The following is an 18,794-nucleotide window of genomic DNA, read 5'->3' as shown; positions in this document are numbered from 1 at the left end:
CGACGCCTCCTCCAGAGACAGGGCGAGCACGGGCGGGACAACCAGGGAAAGGAGGGGGGGGCGGAGAGCGGAAAACAAGGGGAAGGGGGGAGAGGGGGGGGGGAGGACGTTGGAGGGGAGGGGGCGGCCCCCATGGGGGGACCCCCCCCTTCCGCGTCCTCGGGCACTGCCATGCGGTGTACATACATCCGCAATGTCCGGGCGCGAGAGTGGGCCCATGAAGTTCCAGGTCCTGTCCATCATCGGTCACGCCCCGCACCCCCTGACGGGCGAACTGCCGTCCGCCGCCGACCGGTTGACGCAGGTCGTCGACGTCGGCGTGGCGGCCGAGCGGCTGGGTTACGACGCGTACGCGGTCGGCGAGCGGCACGCGGGCGCGTTCCTGTCGTCGAGCCCGACGGTGGTGCTCGGCGCGCTGGCGGCGCGTACAACGCGGATCAAGCTGCTGACCGGGGTCACGGTCGTCGCGATCCTCGACCCGGTGCGGGTCGCGGAGGACTACGCGACGCTCGATCAACTCTCGCACGGTCGTGTCGAGTTGGTCATCGGCAAGGGCGCGGAGGCGGGTCACTTCGAGCTGTTCGGCCTCGACGAGGCGCGCCAGTGGGATCTCCAGCGGGAGAAGTACGAGCTGCTGCGCCGGCTGTGGACCGAGGAGGGCGTCGACTGGGAGGGCGAGTTCCGGCCCGCCCTGAAGGGGGTGACGACGGTGCCGCGCCCGTACGCGGGCCTCCCCCGCGTCTGGCACGGCTCGGCGACCTCCCTCAACTCCCCCGAACTGGCGGCCCGGCACGGCGATCCGCTCTTCACCGCGAACGCCATCCAGCCGCGAGCGGCGTACGCGAAGCTGATCGACCACTACCGCGAACGGTTCGAGGCGTACGGCCACGATCCGGCGCGGGCGCATGTGGCGGCGGGCTCGGGCGGGCTGCTCATCGCGGACACGCACGAGCAGGCCGTCGCGCGCTACAAGGAGCTGTACGAGGCCAAGGTCGCCCAGACCTTCAAGCCGCACCTGGCCGGCAAGGCGGGTTACAACACGCCGTTCCGCCTGATCGAGGACGCCATCGCGGACGGGCCCCAGCTCATCGGCTCGCCGCAGCAGATCATCGACAAGATCCTCGGGTACCACGAGGTGTACCGGCACGATCTGCAGTCGGTCACGGTGGACACCTTCGGGCAGGGGACGAGCGAGCAGATCGAGACGCTGCAACGGTTCGCCGAGGAGATCGCGCCCGTCGTACGCGCCCAGGCCCCGAGCCGGCTGTGGGAGTGAGCCTGCTCAGCCCTGCTCGTCGAGCTCGTCCGAGTCGACGATGGAGCGCTCCAACTTGCCGAGCAGGCGCGCGAGTTGGCGGCGCTCGGACGGGGAGAGCCCGGCGAGCATCCGGCGCTCGTTGTCCAGGTGCTCGGTGAAGACCTCGTCGACCTTGGCGAGCCCCTCGGCGGTGAGCCGGGAGTAGACGACGCGCCGGTCGTCGGCGTCGCGCTCGCGCACGATCAGGCCGTCCTTCTCCAGGCGGTCCATGCGCAGGGTGACGCCGGCCGAGGAGACGAGCCCCGAGTCGGCGAGCTGTCCCGCGGTGAGCTGGTACGGCTGCCCCGCGCGGCGCAGCGCCGTCAGCACGTCGAACCCGGCGACGGACAGACCGTGCCGCTCGATCGAGGCGTTGAGCCTGGTGTTGTACCGCAGGAACGACCGGTGCAGGCGGGCCAGCACTTCCAGCGGGGCGGTGTCGAGCTCGGGCCGCTCCCGCGCCCAGTCCGCCACGATCTGTGTCACGGCGTCCTGCCGTGTCGCTCTCCGCTCGGCCATTCCCGCCCCTCGCACCGTTTCCCCGGTGGGCGTGAAATCGTACGCCCCTGAGAATTCTACCCCTGAAACGATACCGGGCGGGCGGGTTCTCGGTGCCCGCGGCGGCCGGGGCGGCGGCCTTGCGTGGAAGGACCCGCCGCCGGACGCGGCCCGCGCCGGTCCACCGGAAGGACCTCAGGCGTTGAGCTCCTCCAGCGTCCGCCCCTTGGTCTCCACGGCGAACAGCGCGATCACGGCGCCGGCGCCCGCCACGCAGGCCAGTTGCAGGAAGACGAGGCCGAGGCTGCCGCCCGAGCCGAGGATCGCGCCGACCGTGATGGGGCCGAGGATCACCCCGAGCCGGTTCCACAAGCCGCCGAACGCCGCGCCCCTGGCCCGGTTCGAGGTCGGGTAGAGCTCCGGGGAGTAGAGGTAGAGGCCCGCGTTGATGGCGTAGACGAAGAAGGTCGTGCAGGAGGCGAAGACGGCGACCTGGAGCCCCGAGGTGACCCCGGTGAGAGCCAGGGTGCCGAGGGCCAGCGCCGTGCCGCCGAGCGCGGCGACCAGGGCGGGGCGCCGGCCGATGCGGTCGATGACGAGCGCGATGGCGAAGGTGCCGAGCAGGCCGGTGATGTTGCTCAGCAGGGTGTAGACGAGCGCGGTGGTCAGGTCGAGCCCGAAGTTCTTGGTGTAGAGCGACGGCAGCCAGGTCGAGATGCCGTGATTGACGTAGTACGCGACGAACCACAGGGCCGAGAGCACCGTGGTGCGGCGCAGGTAGCGGCCGGTGAACAGGTCGCGGAGCCGTCCCCGCCGCACCTCTTCCGCGGGCGCGCCGGAGGGCCGGGGCAGGGGTTCGCCGATCGCCTTCTCGACTTCCGCCTCGATCCGGGCGATGACCCGCTCGGCCTCCTCGGTCCGGCCCCGGGAGAGCAGCCAGCGGGGCGATTCGGCGACGTGCCGGGGCAGCATGACGGCGACCAGGACGGGCAGGGCGCCGATCACGAACATCGCACGCCAGCCGAGGTTCGGCACGACCCACACGGCGACGAGGCTGGCCGCGGCGAGCCCCGCCGGGAAGATCATCTCGTAGAGCAGGACGAAGCGGCCGCGCTTGTCGGAGCGGGCGATCTCGTTGATGTACGTGGCGGCGACGGGGACGACGCCGCCGATGCCGAGGCCCTGCACGAACCGGAAGAGCGAGAAGACTTCGATGCCGCCCGCCAGGGCGACGGCCAGGCTCGCCACGCCGGTGGTGGCCACGCCGAGGGCGACGGTCCGCACCCGGCCGATCCGGTCCCCGAGCCAGCCGGCCAGCAGGGCGCCGAACAGCATGCCGACGGAGCCGGTGGTGACCGCGAAGGTGGCCTGCCCCGTGGTGAGGTTCCACTCCTTCGTCAGGACGGGCAGCGCGGAGGCGGCGAGGAGTTGGTCGAAGGCCTCGAAGAAGGTCACGGCGCCGATCAGGAATCGGACCTTGACGTGCCAGCGGGAGTGCGGCAGCCGTTCGAGCCTGGCTGCGATCGAGCCGAGGCTCTGTTTACCGGCCACAGTCGTCATGGAGGGGTCCTTCCGCGAACACGCGAACAGAGGAGTTCCGCCGACAGTAGGAGGCGACACCTAAGTGGTCAATGGTTAGGCGCTTAGCTATTTGAGAGACAGCTCAGGCCCCGAGGGGTCTTGCGGAGAAACATTTAAGCGCTTAGATTTCTAGCACTTCAGCGATTTCCCGACCTGGCCATGCCATCCCGCACCGTCCTGTGCCGCCCCGCACCGCCCTGCGCCGCCCTGTGTCGTCCTGTGCCGTCCGCCCCGGAGGTTCGCCGTGCCCCACCCCCTCACCGAGATCCTCGTCGCCGGCCGATGGCGGCGCGGTGGCGGCGAACCCCTCGACACCATCGACCCGGCCACCGGGCAGGTGCTGGCCACCGTGCACTCGGCCAGCGCCGACGAGGTCGACGAGGCGGCGCGAGCCGCGGCCCGGGCCGCGGCCGACCCGGCCTGGCGTGAACTCCTCCCCCACCAGCGGGCCCGACTCCTGTACCGCATCGCGGAGTTGACGGAGGAGGCGGCCGACGAGCTGGCCGCCACGCAGACCGCGGACACCGGCAAGACCCTCGCCGAGACGAAGGCGCTCGCGCTCAGCGCGGCCGGCACGTTCCGTTACACGGCGGCCGCCCTGGAGACCGCGGAGGAGGCCCTCACCCCCTCGCGCGGCGCGTACGTCACGATGAGCGTGCACGAGCCGATCGGCGTCGTCGGCGCGATCAACCCGTGGAACTCGCCGGTCGCCAGCGACGCCCAGAAGATCGCCCCGGCCCTGGCGGCGGGCAACGCGGTCCTCCTCAAACCCGCCGCCTGGACGCCCCTCGTCTCCCTCGCGCTGGGCCGCCTCATCACCCGCGCACTGACCGAACTGGGCCTGCCCACGGCCCTGTTGTCGGTGCTGCCGGGCAGCGGCCGGGTGGTCGGTGACGCCGTGGTGCGCCACCCGCTGGTCGGCCGGATCGGCTTCACCGGTGGCACGGAGACCGGCCGGTCCATCGCGGCGATCGCCGGGGAGAAGCTCATCCCGGCCTCGCTGGAGCTGGGCGGCAAGTCCCCGACGATCGTGCGGGCCGACGCCGACCTCGAACAGGCCCTGGCCGGGGTCATGTTCGGGATCTTCTCCTCCAGCGGGCAGTCCTGCATCGCCGGCTCACGGCTCTTCCTGGCCCGCGAGATCCACGACACGTTCCTGGGCGAACTGGTGACCCGCGTACGGAAGTTGCGCGTCGGCGCCGGAACCGCTCCCGGCACCCAGGTGGGCCCGCTGGTGCACCCCGCGCACCGGGACTCGGTCGCGGCCTACGTGGACCTGGCCCGCTCCGAGGGCGCCGAGGTGCTCTGCGGCGGCGCGGCGCCCGAGGGCCCCGGGTACGAGGACGGCGCGTACTACCTGCCCACCGTTCTCACCGGCCTGCCGAACACCTCGCGCACCTGCCAGGAGGAGATCTTCGGCCCGGTCCTGGTCGCGCTGGCCTACGACGACGAGGACGACCTGGTCCGCCAGGCCAACGACTCCGTGTACGGCCTGGCCTGCGGGATCTGGACCCGCGACCACCGCGCGGCCTGGCGCCTGGCCCGCCGGATCGACGCGGGCACCGTGTGGATCAACACGTACAAGCAGTTCAGCGCGTCCACCCCGTTCAGCGGGGTGAAGGAGAGCGGCCTCGGCACGGAGAAGGGACGTGACGCCATCCGCGCCTACCAACGCCAGAAGTCCCTGTACTGGGGCACTTCCGAGTCCCCGCTGCCCTGGGCCAACTGACCACGTCCCCCGGAGAGTCCGATGTCGCACCCCCCGATAGCCCGGCTGCGCGCCCTGCGCTCCGTCGAGCTGCTCACCCCCTCCTTCGCCGAGGCCACCGACTTCTACGAGGACGCGTGGGGCCTGGAGGTCGTCGAGGCCGAGCACAGCGCGAGCTGGCTGCGCGGCACCGGCGACGAGCACCACGCCCTGCAACTGACCCGCTCCGAGCGGACCGGCCTCGGCCGGCTCGTCTTCGCGGTCGCCACCCCCGCCGAGATCGACGAGGCGGCGCGGCGGCTCGAGGCGCGCGGCATCGCGGCGGTCGCCGGGCCCGGCCCGCTCGACCAGGTCGGCGGCGGGTACGGGTTGCGCTTCCACGACCACGAGGGCCGGCTCGTCGAACTCTCCGCGGACACCTGGGCCGTCCGCCCGCGCGGGCGCGAGGAGGCGGTGCCGGTCGGCGTCACGCACACCGTCCTCAACACGCCCGACATCGACGCCGCGGTCGCCTTCTACCGCGACGTGCTCGGCCTGCGCGTCTCCGACTGGTCCGAGCACCAGATGGCGTTCCTGCGCTGCAACGCCGACCACCACTGCGTCGCGTTCAACCAGGCCGAGTGGGTCTCCCTCAACCACGTGGCGTACGAGATGAGTTCGGTCGACCACTTCATGCGGGGTCTCGGCCGTCTGCGGCACCACGGGATCGTCCCGAAGTGGGGCCCGGGGCGGCACGGGCCGGGCAACAACACCTTCTCCTACTTCACCGACCCGACCGGGCTCGTCTGCGAGTACACGTCCGAGGTCGCGCAGGTCGTCGAGGACCGATGGATCGCCAAGGTGTGGCGGCGCGTCCCCGAACTCTCCGACCTGTGGGGCACGGCGGGCGCCCCGTCGAAGGAGATCCGCTGTCACATGGCCGGTTCGCCGGAAGGAGTCCGCGCATGAGCGGCACGCTGAAAGTGGGCCTGGTCGGCTGGGGCGCCATCGGGCGCGTGGTCGGCACGGTCCTGGCCGAACAGGGCGTACAAGGGGCCGAGTTGACGGCCCTCGTCGACAACCGCCCGCTCGGCGACGCGGCGCCCGCGCCGCAGGTCTCCTTCGAGGAGGCCATCGAGCGCTGCGATCTGATCGTGGAGGCGGCCGGTCAGGGTGTCGTACGGGAGTGGGGCGAGCGCGTCCTCACCGCCGGCACCGATCTGCTGGTGGCCTCGACCGGGGCCCTCACCGACGACGAGCTGGCCAAGCGGCTGCTCGCCGCCGGACCCGGCCGGGTCTACTTCACCGGCGGCGCGGTCGGCGGCCTCGACCTGCTCCAGGCCGTCCGCTCCTTCGGCCCGCTGGACGAGGTGAGCCTGACGACGACGAAACTGCCGTCGACCCTCGAACAGCCCTGGATGGACGCGGAGTTGCTCGCCCGGATGCGTGCGGCGTCCGGCCCCGTCGAGGTCATGTCCGGCACCGCGCGGGACGTGCCCGTGAAGTTCCCGAAGTCGACGAACGTCGCGGCCTCGGTCGCCCTCGCCGTCGGCGACCTGGACGCTGTGCGGGTCCGGGTCGTCGCGGACCCGGCGGCGACCCGGACCCGGCATGTGATCGAGGCGTCCGGACCGCACGGCGCGTACCGCTTCGAGGTGGCGCACCTGCCCGACCCCGCCAACCCGGCGACCAGCCAGGTCGTGCCGTACGCGGTGCTGCGCTCGCTCGCCGCGCTGGCCGGCCGGTCGGGGCAGATCCTGTGACCGCCGTCCATGTCGAGGAGGCCGGCTCGGGCGGGCCGCTGCTGCTGTGCCTGCACGGCATCGGCTCGTCGTCGGCGGCGTTCGCCCCGCAGCTCGACGCCCTCGCGGAGCACTGCCGAGTCGTCGCCTGGGACGCCCCCGGCTACGGCAAGTCCCCCGATCCGGCGAACCCGTTGGACCTCGACGGCTTCGCCGACGCGGCAGCCGACGTGATCCGCTCCTACGGGTCCTCGGCGCATGTGCTCGGCGTCTCCTGGGGCGGGGTGATCGCGGTGCGGCTCGCCACCCGCCACCCGGAGCTCGTGGCATCGCTCGTGCTCGCCGACTCCAGCGCCGGGTCCGGCACGGACGCGGCGAAGGCGGCCGGGATGCGGGCGCGCGCCGAGGAACTGGCGGCGCTCGGGCCCCGCGCCTTCGCCGAGAAACGCGGCCCTCGCCTCGTCTCGGACCTCGCCCCCGCCGCCCTCGTCCAGCGGGTCGTCGACACCATGGCCGGCGCGGTGCGGCTGCCCGGCTACGGGTACGCCGCCGAGGCCATGGCCGGCGCCGACCTGCGCCCCGAACTGTCCGCCGTCGCCGCTCCCGCGCTCGTCGTGTGCGGCGACCGCGACACGGTCACCGGCGTCGAGGCCTCCCAGGTCCTCGCCGGGGGCCTGCACAAGACCGCCTTCGTGATCGTCAAGGACGCCGGTCACCTGGCCAACCAGGAACAGCCCGCGCGGTTCAACGCCTGGGTCCTGTCCCACCTGCACATCGTCACCCGTTGAGAAAGGCCCCCATCATGCCTCTGACCACCACCGCGTACGACAACGGCGGCAACCTCGGCGCGTACACCGACTCGCTGATCGCCTCGAAGGACTCGCGCGTCGCCGACTTCGACACGCTCTCCTTCCAGGAGAAGGCGGGCCCGCAGTACCGCCGCGGCCAGATCCGTTACGTCGGCTCCGGCGCCACCGGCAACCACGAGGGCGACCGGCGGATCCTCCCGTCCGGCGGCTTCACCTTCTCCAACATGCTGCTGCCGCCCGGCGCCGAGGGCCCGGCCCACACCCACCACGACGTGGAGGAGGCGTTCTTCGTCCTGGAGGGCCAGGTCCGGGTGGGCATCCACCGCGGCCCGGACGAGGCCGAGTACCGCACGCTCGGCTACCGCGACATGATCGTGGTGCCGGCCGGGGTGACCCGCTCCCTGAAGAACGAGGGCGACACCGACGCCCTGTTCTGCGTGGTCATCGGCACGCAGAAGCCGCAGGTCCCGTCCTACCCCGCGTACTCGCCGATGCACGGTGTCACCCGTGACTGACGCACCCCTGGTCGTCGTGACCGGGGCGGGCCGTGGCCTGGGTCTTGCCATGGCCCGCCGGGCGGGCGCCGACGGCTTCCGGGTCGTCGTCGCCGAGGTGGACGCCGAGCGGGGGGCGCGGGCGGCGGACGCGTTGCGTACCGAGGGGGTCGACGCGCACTTCGTACGGTGCGACGTCGCGGACCCGGACTCGGTCGCCGCGCTCGCCGACGCCGTACGCGAGCTGGGCGGGCTGTACGGCCTGGTCAACAACGCCGCGCTCGCCAACGGCGTCGGCGGCAAGGAGTTCCAGGACATCGACATCGCGGCCTGGGACCGCCTGATGACGGTGAACGCGCGCGGTCCGTGGCTCGTGGCGAAGGCGCTGCACCCGCTGTTCGGGTTCACGGGCCGCATCGTGAACGTCGCCTCCGACGCGGCGCTGTACGGCTCCCCGCGCCTCGCCCACTACATCGCGTCCAAGGGCGCCGTCATCGCCCTCACCCGGGCCATGGCGCGGGAGCTGGGCGCGCGCGGCATCACCGTGAACGCCCTCGCCCCCGGGCTGACCGAGTGCGAGGCGACGGAGACGGTGCCCGCCGAACGGCACGGGCTCTACGCCGCGAACCGGGCGATCCCCCGCGCGCAGCGCCCCGACGACCTGGTCGGCCTCGCCGCCTTCCTCCTCTCCGAGGAGTCCCGCTACCTCACCGGACAAGTGATCGCCGTCAACGGCGGCTTCACGATGAACTGACGCAAAGGACACACCAGTTATGGATCTGGGCCTCGCCGACCGGACCTACGTGGTCACCGGCGGCAGCTCGGGCGTCGGCCTGGCCACGGTCCGCGCCCTGCTCGACGAGGGCGCCAATGTCGCCACGTGCGGGCGCGACACCGGGCGCCTGGAGCGGATCGGCGCGCATGAGCGGCTGTTCACGGCCGCGTGCGACGTCCGGGACGCCGATGCCGTACGGGACTTCGTGCGGGCCGGCGCCGACGCGTTCGGCGGGCGCCTCGACGGGCTGGTCAACAACGCCGGGCAGTCCCGCATGAAGCGCCTGGACGAGACGACGCCGGACGACTGGCGGGACGAGCTGGAGCTGAAGTTCGCGGGCGTGCTGAACCCCTTGCAGGCCGCCCGTGACCTGCTGCGGGCGTCCGACGCGGCGGCCGTCGTCAATGTCAACGCCGTCCTCGCCAAGCAGCCCGAGCCGCGCCTCATCACGACGAGCGCGGCCCGCGCGGGCATCCTCAACCTCTCCAAGTCCCTCGCGACGGAGCTGGCCTCGGACGGCATCCGGGTCAACTCCGTCTGCCTCGGGCTCATCGACACCGGGCAGTGGACGCGCCGCCACGCCGCCGCCGGCACCGGCCTCGCCTACACGGACTGGCAGGCGGAGCTGGCCGCCGACCGGGGCATCGCCCTCGGCCGGCTCGGCCGGGCCGAGGAGGTCGCCTACGCGGTCCTCACCCTGCTCGCGCCGCGGGCCTCGTACATCACCGGAACCAGCATCGACGTCTGCGGCGGAGTCGGCCGCGGCATTCTCTGAGGAGTGCGCATGCGATACGCCAATGGGGGCGACCTCCTCGTCGCTGTCCTGAGGGAACTGGGCATCGACACGGTCTTCGGGATCGTCTCCGTGCACAATCTGCCGCTGGTCGAGGCGGTCGACCGCGAACTGCGCTTCGTACCGGTGCGGCACGAGGCGAGCGCGGTGAACGCCGCCGACGCCTACGGGCGGGCCCGCGGCGGCATCGGCTGCGCGCTGACCTCGACCGGCACCGGCGCGGGCAACGCGGCCGGCTCGCTCGTCGAGGCGCTGGCCTCCGGCACGTCCGTGCTGCACGTCACCGGGCAGGTCGAGAGCGGGTTCCTGGGCAGCGGGCGCGGGTTCATCCATGAGACGAAGGACCAGCTCGGCATGTTGCGGGCCGTCTCCGCGTACGCCGCCACGGTGCTCTGTGCCGAGGACGCGGGCCGGGTGCTGCGGGAGGCGGCCCGCGCGGCGCTCGCCTCGCCCGGCGGCCCGGCCAGCGTCGAATGGCCCGTCGACCTCCAGTACGCGGCCCAGAGCGATGTCCATGAGGAGGCACCGGAGGCGAAGCGCCCGGCGCCCGGGGCCGCTCGGCTACGCGCCGCCGCGGAGCTGTTGGCGACCGCCCGACGCCCCCTGATCTGGGCCGGCGGCGGGGCCGTCCGGGCCGGTGCCGAACTCGCCGCGCTCGTCGAGGCGACCGGCGCCGGGCTCCTCACCTCCAACTCGGGGCGCGGCGCCGTCCCCGAGGACCACCCGCGGGTCGTCGGCAACTTCGCGACGGCCCCGGCGGCCCGTGCCCTGCTCGCCGACGCGGACATCCTCGTGAGCGTCGGCACGCACTTCCGGTCCAACGAGACGGCGGACTACGGGCTCGTCCTGCCCGCGGCCCACATCCAGATCGACGTCGACGCGGCGGCGCTCGGCCGCGTCTACCCGGCCGCGCACGCCCTGCACGGCGACGCCGCCGACGTGCTCACCGCCCTGCTCCCGCACGCCCGTCGGGCCGACCCGGAGTGGACGCGGCGCGTCGAGCGGGTCCGCGGCGACGTCCGCGCCGCGCTGCACGACTCCATCGGCCCGCAGGCCGCGATCTGCGACGCGCTGCGCGCCGCGCTGCCCCGGGACGCCGTCGTCGCACGGGATGTCACCATCGCCTCCAGCAGCTGGGGCAACCGGCTCCTGGAGATGTACGACCCGCGGACCAACGTCTTCCCGCGCGGCGGCGGCATCGGCCAGGGCCTCGGCATGGGCATCGGCGCCGCGCTCGCCGCGCCCGGGCGGCCCACCGTGGTCATCGCCGGTGACGGCGGCCTCGCCGTGCATCTGGGCGAGCTGCTCACCCTCGCCCAGGAACGGCCCCGGCTGACCCTCCTCGTCTTCAACGACGGCGGCTACGGCGTGCTGCGCAACATGCAGGACCGCTACGGCGAGCGCCGCTCCGGCGTCGACCTGACCACGCCCGACTTCGAACTCCTCGCCCGCGCCTGCCGGTTGCCGTACCTGCGGATCGCGGACGCCGAGCAGGCCCGGCCGTTGATCGAGGAGGCGGTCGCCTCGGACGGCCCGGTCCTCGTCGAGGTGGACCTGGCGGCGCTCGGACCGATGAAGAACCCGTTCACCCCACCCGTGAAGATCCCCACCGCGTAGGGAGGCCGTGCCATGACGACGACCGAAGAGCGCCGACTGTCCCTGCTCGTCCGGCGCATGACCTGGGAGGCCGACGGCGTCCTGTCCGTCGAGCTCACCCACCCCGACGGCAAACCGTTGCCCGCCTGGACGCCCGGCGCCCATGTCGACGTCCACGTCGGCGGGCAGATCCGGCAGTACAGCCTGTGCGGCGACCCCGCGGCGACGGGCACGTACCGGATCGGTGTCCTCAACGAGCCGTCCTCACGCGGTGGTTCACGCCATGTGCACACGGCCCTGCGGCCGGGCCAGCAGGTCACGGTCTCCGAACCCCGCAACCACTTCACCCTGGAGGACGCCCCCGCGTACGTGTTCGTCGCGGGCGGCATCGGCGTCACCCCGATCCTCGCGATGGCCCGCGAGGCGGCACGCCGCGGAACCCCGTGGCGGATGGTGTACGGCGGCCGCAGCCGCGCCTCGATGGCGTTCGCCGACGAACTCGCGGCGCTCGACGGCTCGTTGACGCTGGTACCGCAGGACGAGCTGGGCCACATCGACCTGGCCGCGGCGCTCGCGGACCTCCCCGACGGCGCGCTCGTCTACTGCTGCGGGCCCGAGCCGCTGCTCGCCGCCGTCGAAGCGGTGTGCCCGGCGGAGCGACTGCGGGTCGAGCGGTTCGCGGCGCCCGTCGTCGAACGAGCCGCACAGGACGACGCGTTCGAGGTCGAGTGCCGTACCTCCGGGCTCACCCTCACCGTCGGCGCCGGCACCTCGATCCTGGCGGCGGCCGAACAGGCGGGCCTCGACGTCGCCAGCTCCTGCCGCGACGGCATCTGCGGCTCCTGCGAGACGCGGGTGCTCGACGGCGTCCCCGACCACCGCGACTTCCTGCTCTCCGACGCCGAGCGCGCCGCCAACACCTCGATGATGATCTGCGTCTCGCGCCGCGCGTCGGGCCGCCTCGTCCTCGACCTGTGACCCGACCCCCTTGGAGACCCGCATGAGCACGAGCACCGAGACCGGCCGGCCGTACCTGGACATCCACCAGTCCCGTACGCGTGAGCCGAGCCCCTACGAGTACAAGCTGGCCGCCACCCTCGAAGAGGTCTTCACCAAGGACGGCCATGAACTTCCCGATGTCGTACGCGGGTTGAACGCCCGCCAGGTCCACGCGCCCGACGGCGCGCCGTGGACCGAGGAGACCTTCCGCGCCGAGATCCACCGACTGGGAGCGTGAGCGCCATGACCACCCCGACCGCCGATCACCTGTACGCGACGGGCCTGCGCGGCCAGTGGCACCCGGTCGTCCCGTCCTCGTTCGTCGCGCCCGGCGCGATGCGCAAGGTCACCGTCCTCGGTGAGCAATGGCTGCTGTTCCGCCGCTCCGACGGCACCCTGAGCATGCTCGCCGACCGCTGTCCGCACCGCGGCGCCCCGCTCTCCCTCGGCAAACACCTGGGCGACCGGGTGGCCTGCTGGTACCACGGCGTGGAGGTCGAGACGGACGGCACCGTCTCGTCCGTGCCCGGTCTGCCCGGCTGCAACCTGGAGGGCAAGCAGCTCGTCGTCTCGCTCCCGGTGCGCGAGGTCTCCGGTGCCGTCCTCGCCTACTTCGGCACCGAACAGCGGCCGGGACCGGTCGAGTTGACGCTGCCCGAGCCGCTCACGGACCCGGACGTCGAGGCGATCCTCTGCTATGCCGAGTGGAACGTGCCGTGGCGCTACGCCGTCGAGAACCTGCTCGACCCGATGCACGGCGCGTTCCTGCACCACGACTCGCACACGATGTTCGACGGTGACACCACCGCGAAGTTCCGCATCCGGGAGACCGCCCGCGGCTACTTCTTCGAGAAGACCGACCAGCGGGGCGTCAACTTCGACTGGGTCGAGCTGTGCCGCACGGGCGTGGACTGGGTGGACCTGTCGATCCCCTACCCGCCGTCGGCGGGCCCCGGCGGCCCGTTCGGGATCGTCGGCATGGTGCGGCCGGTCGACGCGGGGCGCTGCGCCGTCTTCTTCTGGCGCTACCGCAGGGTCCAGGGCTGGCAGCGCGACAGCTGGCGCTTCCTCTACAAGACGCTGATCGAGAAGCGCCACTGGGAGGTGCTGGAGCAGGACCGGGTCATGCTGGAGGCCATGCCGGCCGACGCCGACCAGCGCGAGAACCTGTACCAGCACGACCTCGGGGTGGTCCGGCTGCGCCGCCTGTACCGCGCGGGCGCCGAGGAGCAGGCCACCGCATGAGCCCGAGACCGCGCTGAGCGGGCGTCCTTCCCCGACCGGCCGGGCGGGGTCCCCACAGCTCGTGGCCACATAATGGTCCCGGACATCGGAGGTATCGGCCCTCCGGCGACGAGCAGAGGGGGCTGCCATGGCCGTCACCGACGAGGCCATCGAGAAGATCAAGGGCATGATCGTCTCGGGCGCGCTGCGCCCCGGCGACCGGCTCCCCAAGGAGAGCGAACTCGCCGCGGAGCTGGGCCTGTCCCGCAACTCCCTGCGCGAAGCGGTCCGCGCGCTGTCGCTGATCCGCATTCTGGACGTGCGCCAGGGCGACGGCACGTACGTCACGAGCCTCGACCCGCAGCTCCTGCTGGAGGCGCTGAGCTTCGTCGTCGACTTCCACCGCGACGACACGGTCCTGGAGTTCCTCGCCGTGCGCCGCATCCTGGAGCCCGCCGCGACGGCGATGGCCGCCACCCTCATCGGCGGGGAGCAGCTCGACAGGCTCGCGGCGCAGCTGGACGCGCTGGGCGCGGAGCCGTCGGTGGAGGAGCTGGTCGCCGCGGACCTCGACTTCCACCGCGGCATCGTCGGGGCGTCCGGCAACTCGGTGCTGTGCTCCCTGCTCGACGGCCTCTCGGGGCCGACCACCCGGGCCCGCATCTGGCGCGGCCTGACCCAGGAGGACGCGGTCAGCCGCACCCTGCACGAGCACCGGGCGATCCTCGCGGCGCTGCGCGACGGCGACGCGGAGGCGGCCAGGTCCTGGGCGACGGTGCACATCGCGAGTGTGGAGCAGTGGCTGCGCTCGACGCTGTGACCACGGGGCCCGCCCGGGTGGAGTGCGATCGTCCGTCCCGGGGCAGTGATCCTCCCGACCGCCCGGCTGCGGGGGGCTGCGGAGGGATCCCTCGGACGCCGTAAGGTGGGCAGGTACGCGAGGGCACGTCGGAAGGAGGCGCTGGGTGATCGAGCTCGAGGGGGTTCCCGAGCTGGTCGACCCGGTCATGGTGGCCGCGTTCGAGGGCTGGAACGACGCCGGCGACGCCGCCTCCACCGCGGTCGCGCATCTCGACAAGGAGTGGAAGGGCGAGGTGTTCGCGGCGCTGGACGCCGAGGACTACTACGACTTCCAGGTCAACCGGCCCACGGTGTGGCTGGAGGACGGCGTGCGCAAGGTCACCTGGCCGACGACCCGGCTCTCGGTGGTCCGCGTCGGCGGCGAGAAGCCGCGCGACCTGGTCCTGGTCCGGGGCATCGAGCCGTCCATGCGCTGGCGCTCGTTCTGCAACGAGATCCTCGGCTTCGCGCACGAGCTGGGCGTCGAGCTGGTCGTCATCCTGGGCGCGCTGCTGGGCGACACCCCGCACACCCGCCCCGTGCCGGTGTCCGGCGTCACCTCCGACGCGGATCTCGCTACGCGCATGGACCTGGAGGAGACGAAGTACGAGGGCCCGACGGGCATCGTCGGCATCCTCCAGGAGGCGTGCACGCACGCGGGCGTCCCCGCGGTCTCCCTGTGGGCGGCGGTCCCGCACTACGTGTCGCAGCCGCCGAACCCGAAGGCGACGCTGGCGCTCCTCAACCGCCTGGAGGACCTGATCGACCTGCGCATCCCGCTGGGCGAGCTGCCCGAGGACGCGCGGGCCTGGCAGGTGGGCGTGGACCAGCTGGCGGCGGAGGACAGCGAGGTCGCCGAGTACGTGCAGAGCCTGGAGGAGGCGCGGGACACCGCGGAGCTGCCCGAGGCGACCGGCGAGGCCATCGCCCGCGAGTTCGAGCGGTATCTGCGGCGCCGTGATCCGGGGGCTCCGCCGAGCGGCCACGCGACGGACGGCGGGGACGGTTCGTCGTACCTGCGGGACAATCCGAGCGGCCGGACCCGCCCGCCGAAGCCGCCGCGCCCGGAGAGCGACGACGGCGACGAGTAGGGCGTGGAGCGGCGCGGCAGCGGGCGGGCGTCCGTGGTACCGGGTGACCGGTACCACGGACGCCCGCCCGTTCCGCGTCACCTACCGGAGCCGCCGCACACGAACTCGGCCGCGGCCCAGTCCCCGTGGTCGCCGGTCTTCGACCCGTTGGTGTCGGTGACCTTGAGGCGGACGTGGCGTGCGCCGGTCACGTCCACGTCCACCGGCACGGCCGCCGAGGCGCCGGTCACCTTCGGCGAGGTCCACAGCACCTTGCCGTCGGCCTCGACGGAGAAGGCGACCTCCCCGTACCCGTTGATCTCGTCGTCGATGCCGACGTCGGCGGTCAGTTCGGTGCACTGCCCGCCGAGGTAGAGCTCGATGTCGGAGTCGGCGTGCACGCCGATGCCCTTCTCGTACGTCTTCCCGGCCAGGGTGAGGGGGCGTCCGTCGGCGGCGCCGGACTCGCCGTTGCTGCGGTCGCGTTCGGCGGGCCCGTAGCCGTTGGCCGAGTTCAGCCACGCCAGATCGCTCGCCCAGGCGTCGGCGGTGGGCGGCTCCGGCATCACGGAGACCCCGAACCTCCCCTGCGCGGTGCGCTGTTGTCCGGCGGAGCGGTACCGGGCCGACACCGTGAGCGCCTGCTCCCCCGGGGTCGCGTCCGCGGCCGGGGTGACGGCGAGTTCGACGCGCCGGGTGGTGCCGGCCGGCACGCGGTCGACGGTGACGGCGGCACCGGCCCGCCATCCGCCGGGCGCGTCGAGCGACACGGAGACGCCGGTGGCGTCCTTGCTGCCCGCGGTGACGTCGACGGCGACCTTCCCGCCGACGCCCGCGCCCACCTCCTGGCCCGCCGGTGCGCTCACCGCGGCGGCGGCGCCCGGCACGGCCCCGCCCACGGCGGCGGTGTCACGCAGGTCGAGCGTGAAGGCGCGCCGGGTCGACAGCTTCCCGGTCTTCACGAGCACGACGCCGCCCCGGTCGTCCCGGTCGTAGAACCAGCCGCTGACGGCCTTGTCGTACGCGGCCTCGGACGCGGCCCGGGGCAGGTTCTTCCCGCCGAGCCGGACGTGGCTCGGCGCGTCGGCGGTGTGCACGGTGAAGGCGTAGGGCCGCGCACTCTGCTTGCCCTTGAACGTGCCCTCGCTCGCCCCGATCCGCACCCGCACGTCCCCCGCGCCGCTCTTCGGCGCGTCGACGTCGGCGCGCTGGGTCGCGTAGGCGCCCCCGCGGTGGGCGCGGGTCACGCCGTCGTCCTCGTACAACTCGAAGGAGGAGGTGCCCTGCGGGTAGATGTCCCAGGCCAGCGGGGAGTCGGCGGTGCGGTCGGCGTAGGAGCGGATGCCGGGCCACATCGGCACGGTGGCGCCGCCCTTCACGAAGAGCGGGAGCGTGTCGAGCGGGGCGCTGTACCCGTCGATCGTGGTGGGCCCCTGGTAGACCCGGCCGGTCCAGTAGTCGGTCCAGGTGCCCTTGGGCAGGTAGATCCCGTCGCGTACGGCGGTGTCCTTGTAGACCGGCGCGACGAGGAAGTCCTCGCCCGTCAGGAACTCGTACTTGGCGGCGTCGGTCGCGGCCTTCGGGTCGTCCGGGTACTCGAGCGCGAGCGGCCGCACGGCCCCCACGCCCGTCTCGGTGGCCTCGTGCGCGTACGCGTACAGATAGGGCAGCAGCGACTCGTGCAGCTTGAGGTACTTGCGGTTGACGGAGGTGTACGGCTCGCCCTGCCGGAACGGCTGTTTGTCGCTGGCCGCCCAGCCGTCCATCGTCATGGTCACCGGCAGCAGCGACTTCCACTGCAGATCGCGTACGTACGTCTTGGGGCTGCCCCCGAAGATGCCGTCCACGTCGCCCGTCGTGTAGGCGAGCCCGGACATCGTGGCGCCCGCGTACGTCGGTATCTGCCAGCGGATGTAGTCCCAGGAGCCGGACTGGTCGCCCGACCACTGGACGCCGCAGCGCTGCGCGCCCGACCAGCTCTCGGGGGCCCAGGTGAAGCCCCGCGCGTCGCTGTTGTCCTCGATGCCCTTGTAGGCGGCCTTGCAGCCGTCGAGCGCGAACTTGTACCCGTCGCCGACCCAGGCGACGTCCAGCTTGGCGACGCGCTGCCCCGCCTTCACCTGGTCGGCGATCTTGTCGATGCCGTCCTCGGTCCAGAGGCCGAGCTGCGTCTTGTCCGCCTGGAGGCCCTTGGCCGTCTCGGCGAGGTTCTCGTACCCGCAGCCGTAGCCGTCGTTGACGAGCATCCAGCCGAGCGGCATGTCGTTCTTCACGTACTGGTCCGAGATGTTCAGCGCGTCCAGGGTGTGGCGCTCACCGCGGTTGGCGTTGTGCAGATAGCAGTCCGCGTCGCCGACCTCCAGGCCGTAGATCGGCGGCAGGAAGGGCTTGCCGGTCAGCTCCGTGTACTGCCCGATGACGTCCTTGGCGCTGTCGGAGCCGCTGCCCGCGAAGTAGTACGCGTCGAAGCGGCGCTCCTTGGCGGCGGCGGTGACGGGTTCGCCGAAGGTGTAGGTGCCCGGCGCGAAGGTGTTGCGGAAGACGCCGTAGCCGGCCGAGGAGAGGTAGAAGGGCACGGAGTTGGGGTGGCCCCCGTCGTCCCAGTCGTAGTCGACCTCGGCCTCGACGGTCTGCCCGCGCAGGGAGGTGTTGCCGCGCCCGTTCTGCATGCCGCCGCCGTAGTACTGCTCGTCGGCGCCGCGGTCGAGGGTCTGCGTCGTGCTGTCGGCGGTCCAGCTGAGCGGCGCGCTCTCGGCCCAGATCCGGGAGCCGTCGTGCCGGTACAGGGCGAACCGCAGCGGGGACTTGTAGGCGCGCAGGGTGACCTTGCTGCTGCTCAGCTCGTACCGGTCCCCCTTGTCCTTCCAGCGGGTGGCGGGCGGGCGGCCCTGCGGCAGGACGATGTCGCCGCCGGCCGGGTCGGTGAACTTCCCGTCCGGGGCCAGTTCGATCCGGAAGGTCTCGCTGGACACGAAGCTGACCCGGGCCTCGGCGGCGCCCGCGTCGAACGTGTAGCGGGATCCCTCGGGATGGAAGCCGGTGACCTCGCCGACCGTGCCGGTCTCGTCCGCCGCCCGCGCCTGTCCTGGCCCGGCGAAAGCGGCGGCGAGGCCGACCAGCGCGACGACGATCACCGATCTGAGACGGCTGCGCGTGCTCGATGCTGATTGCATGAGCAGTGTTTAGCGCAGAAACGAGCACGCGCATAGAGGGCCGGGTACGGCCGCGCAAAAAGCGGCCTCCCCGGGAACACCCCGGGGAGGCCGCTGACGAACGGAGGGAACGGGCTCTAGATGTAATGCCGCGGGAGGTTGTGGACGGGTGATGCAGGTCTCGGCTGAGGGATCTTGAACGGGTGAGGGCCTTCCGGGTTCGGTGTGGATTGCGAC

The 18,794-nt window shown here is 72.6% G+C and carries 17 protein-coding genes; 14 read left to right on the top strand and 3 right to left on the bottom strand.

The window, feature by feature from the left end; genetic code table 11:
* Positions 1 to 217 precede the first annotated feature (217 nt).
* Positions 218 to 1,276 (top strand): LLM class flavin-dependent oxidoreductase, encoded by a 1,059-nt coding sequence (locus ACZ45E_RS39520; protein ID WP_468231334.1) that lies wholly within the window; start codon positions 218 to 220, stop codon positions 1,274 to 1,276.
* A gap of 6 nt (positions 1,277 to 1,282) precedes the next feature.
* Here the strand turns inward: ACZ45E_RS39520 and ACZ45E_RS39515 are convergent, their stop codons facing one another.
* Positions 1,283 to 1,816 carry a MarR family winged helix-turn-helix transcriptional regulator gene (locus ACZ45E_RS39515; RefSeq protein ID WP_468231332.1) on the bottom strand — a complete coding sequence of 178 codons (534 nt, stop codon included), beginning with the start codon at positions 1,814 to 1,816 and terminating at the stop codon, positions 1,283 to 1,285.
* Positions 1,817 to 1,990: 174 nt separating this feature from the next.
* On the bottom strand, positions 1,991 to 3,355 hold the full coding sequence (locus tag ACZ45E_RS39510; protein WP_468231329.1) for an MFS transporter: 1,365 nt from the start codon (positions 3,353 to 3,355) through the stop codon (positions 1,991 to 1,993).
* A gap of 265 nt (positions 3,356 to 3,620) precedes the next feature.
* Here ACZ45E_RS39510 and ACZ45E_RS39505 point away from each other — a divergent pair, with 265 nt between their 5' ends.
* From ACZ45E_RS39505 to ACZ45E_RS39445, 13 genes are all read left to right on the top strand, one after another.
* On the top strand, positions 3,621 to 5,105 hold the full coding sequence (locus ACZ45E_RS39505; RefSeq protein WP_468231326.1) for an aldehyde dehydrogenase: 1,485 nt from the start codon (positions 3,621 to 3,623) through the stop codon (positions 5,103 to 5,105).
* A 21-nt stretch (positions 5,106 to 5,126) separates the two neighbouring features.
* Positions 5,127 to 6,032: a VOC family protein gene (locus ACZ45E_RS39500; protein ID WP_468231324.1), complete on the top strand. Its 906-nt coding sequence runs from the start codon at positions 5,127 to 5,129 to the stop codon at positions 6,030 to 6,032.
* Positions 6,029 to 6,826 carry an aspartate dehydrogenase domain-containing protein gene (locus ACZ45E_RS39495; RefSeq protein WP_468231322.1) on the top strand — a complete coding sequence of 266 codons (798 nt, stop codon included), beginning with the start codon at positions 6,029 to 6,031 and terminating at the stop codon, positions 6,824 to 6,826. Before ACZ45E_RS39500 ends, ACZ45E_RS39495 begins: the two co-directional genes overlap by 4 nt.
* A complete protein-coding gene (locus ACZ45E_RS39490; RefSeq protein ID WP_468231320.1) occupies positions 6,823 to 7,593 on the top strand; it encodes an alpha/beta fold hydrolase in 771 nt (256 codons plus the stop codon). The genes ACZ45E_RS39495 and ACZ45E_RS39490 overlap by 4 nt, the downstream gene beginning before the upstream one ends.
* A gap of 14 nt (positions 7,594 to 7,607) precedes the next feature.
* Entirely contained in the window at positions 7,608 to 8,129 is a 522-nt protein-coding gene (locus ACZ45E_RS39485) for a cupin domain-containing protein (RefSeq protein WP_468231317.1), read from the top strand.
* Positions 8,122 to 8,862: an SDR family oxidoreductase gene (locus ACZ45E_RS39480; RefSeq protein WP_468231315.1), complete on the top strand. Its 741-nt coding sequence runs from the start codon at positions 8,122 to 8,124 to the stop codon at positions 8,860 to 8,862. Before ACZ45E_RS39485 ends, ACZ45E_RS39480 begins: the two co-directional genes overlap by 8 nt.
* 19 nt (positions 8,863 to 8,881) lie before the next feature.
* Positions 8,882 to 9,658: an SDR family oxidoreductase gene (locus tag ACZ45E_RS39475; protein ID WP_468231312.1), complete on the top strand. Its 777-nt coding sequence runs from the start codon at positions 8,882 to 8,884 to the stop codon at positions 9,656 to 9,658.
* A 9-nt stretch (positions 9,659 to 9,667) separates the two neighbouring features.
* The gene (locus ACZ45E_RS39470; RefSeq protein ID WP_468231309.1) at positions 9,668 to 11,293 is read left to right on the top strand and encodes a thiamine pyrophosphate-binding protein; all 1,626 of its coding nucleotides are present in this window, start codon (positions 9,668 to 9,670) and stop codon (positions 11,291 to 11,293) included.
* 12 nt (positions 11,294 to 11,305) lie between these two features.
* Complete coding sequence (locus tag ACZ45E_RS39465; RefSeq protein WP_468231307.1) at positions 11,306 to 12,250, top strand: PDR/VanB family oxidoreductase; 945 nt, start codon at positions 11,306 to 11,308, stop codon at positions 12,248 to 12,250.
* Between the two features lie 22 nt (positions 12,251 to 12,272).
* Positions 12,273 to 12,509 (top strand): recombinase-like helix-turn-helix domain-containing protein, encoded by a 237-nt coding sequence (locus tag ACZ45E_RS39460; protein WP_468231305.1) that lies wholly within the window; start codon positions 12,273 to 12,275, stop codon positions 12,507 to 12,509.
* Positions 12,510 to 12,514: 5 nt separating this feature from the next.
* Entirely contained in the window at positions 12,515 to 13,516 is a 1,002-nt protein-coding gene (locus tag ACZ45E_RS39455) for a Rieske 2Fe-2S domain-containing protein (protein WP_468231302.1), read from the top strand.
* Between the two features lie 127 nt (positions 13,517 to 13,643).
* Entirely contained in the window at positions 13,644 to 14,315 is a 672-nt protein-coding gene (locus ACZ45E_RS39450; protein WP_468231301.1) for a FadR/GntR family transcriptional regulator, read from the top strand.
* Between the two features lie 145 nt (positions 14,316 to 14,460).
* A complete protein-coding gene (locus ACZ45E_RS39445; RefSeq protein ID WP_468231298.1) occupies positions 14,461 to 15,426 on the top strand; it encodes a PAC2 family protein in 966 nt (321 codons plus the stop codon).
* Between the two features lie 77 nt (positions 15,427 to 15,503).
* Here the strand turns inward: ACZ45E_RS39445 and ACZ45E_RS39440 are convergent, their stop codons facing one another.
* Complete coding sequence (locus tag ACZ45E_RS39440) at positions 15,504 to 18,578, bottom strand: NPCBM/NEW2 domain-containing protein (RefSeq protein WP_468231296.1); 3,075 nt, start codon at positions 18,576 to 18,578, stop codon at positions 15,504 to 15,506.
* Positions 18,579 to 18,794 lie beyond the last annotated feature (216 nt).

The organism is Streptomyces sp. NPDC030991 (assembly GCF_055571235.1).
The sequence above is the reverse complement of the archived record's forward strand: the minus strand, read 5'-3'. Positions and strand labels throughout refer to the sequence as shown.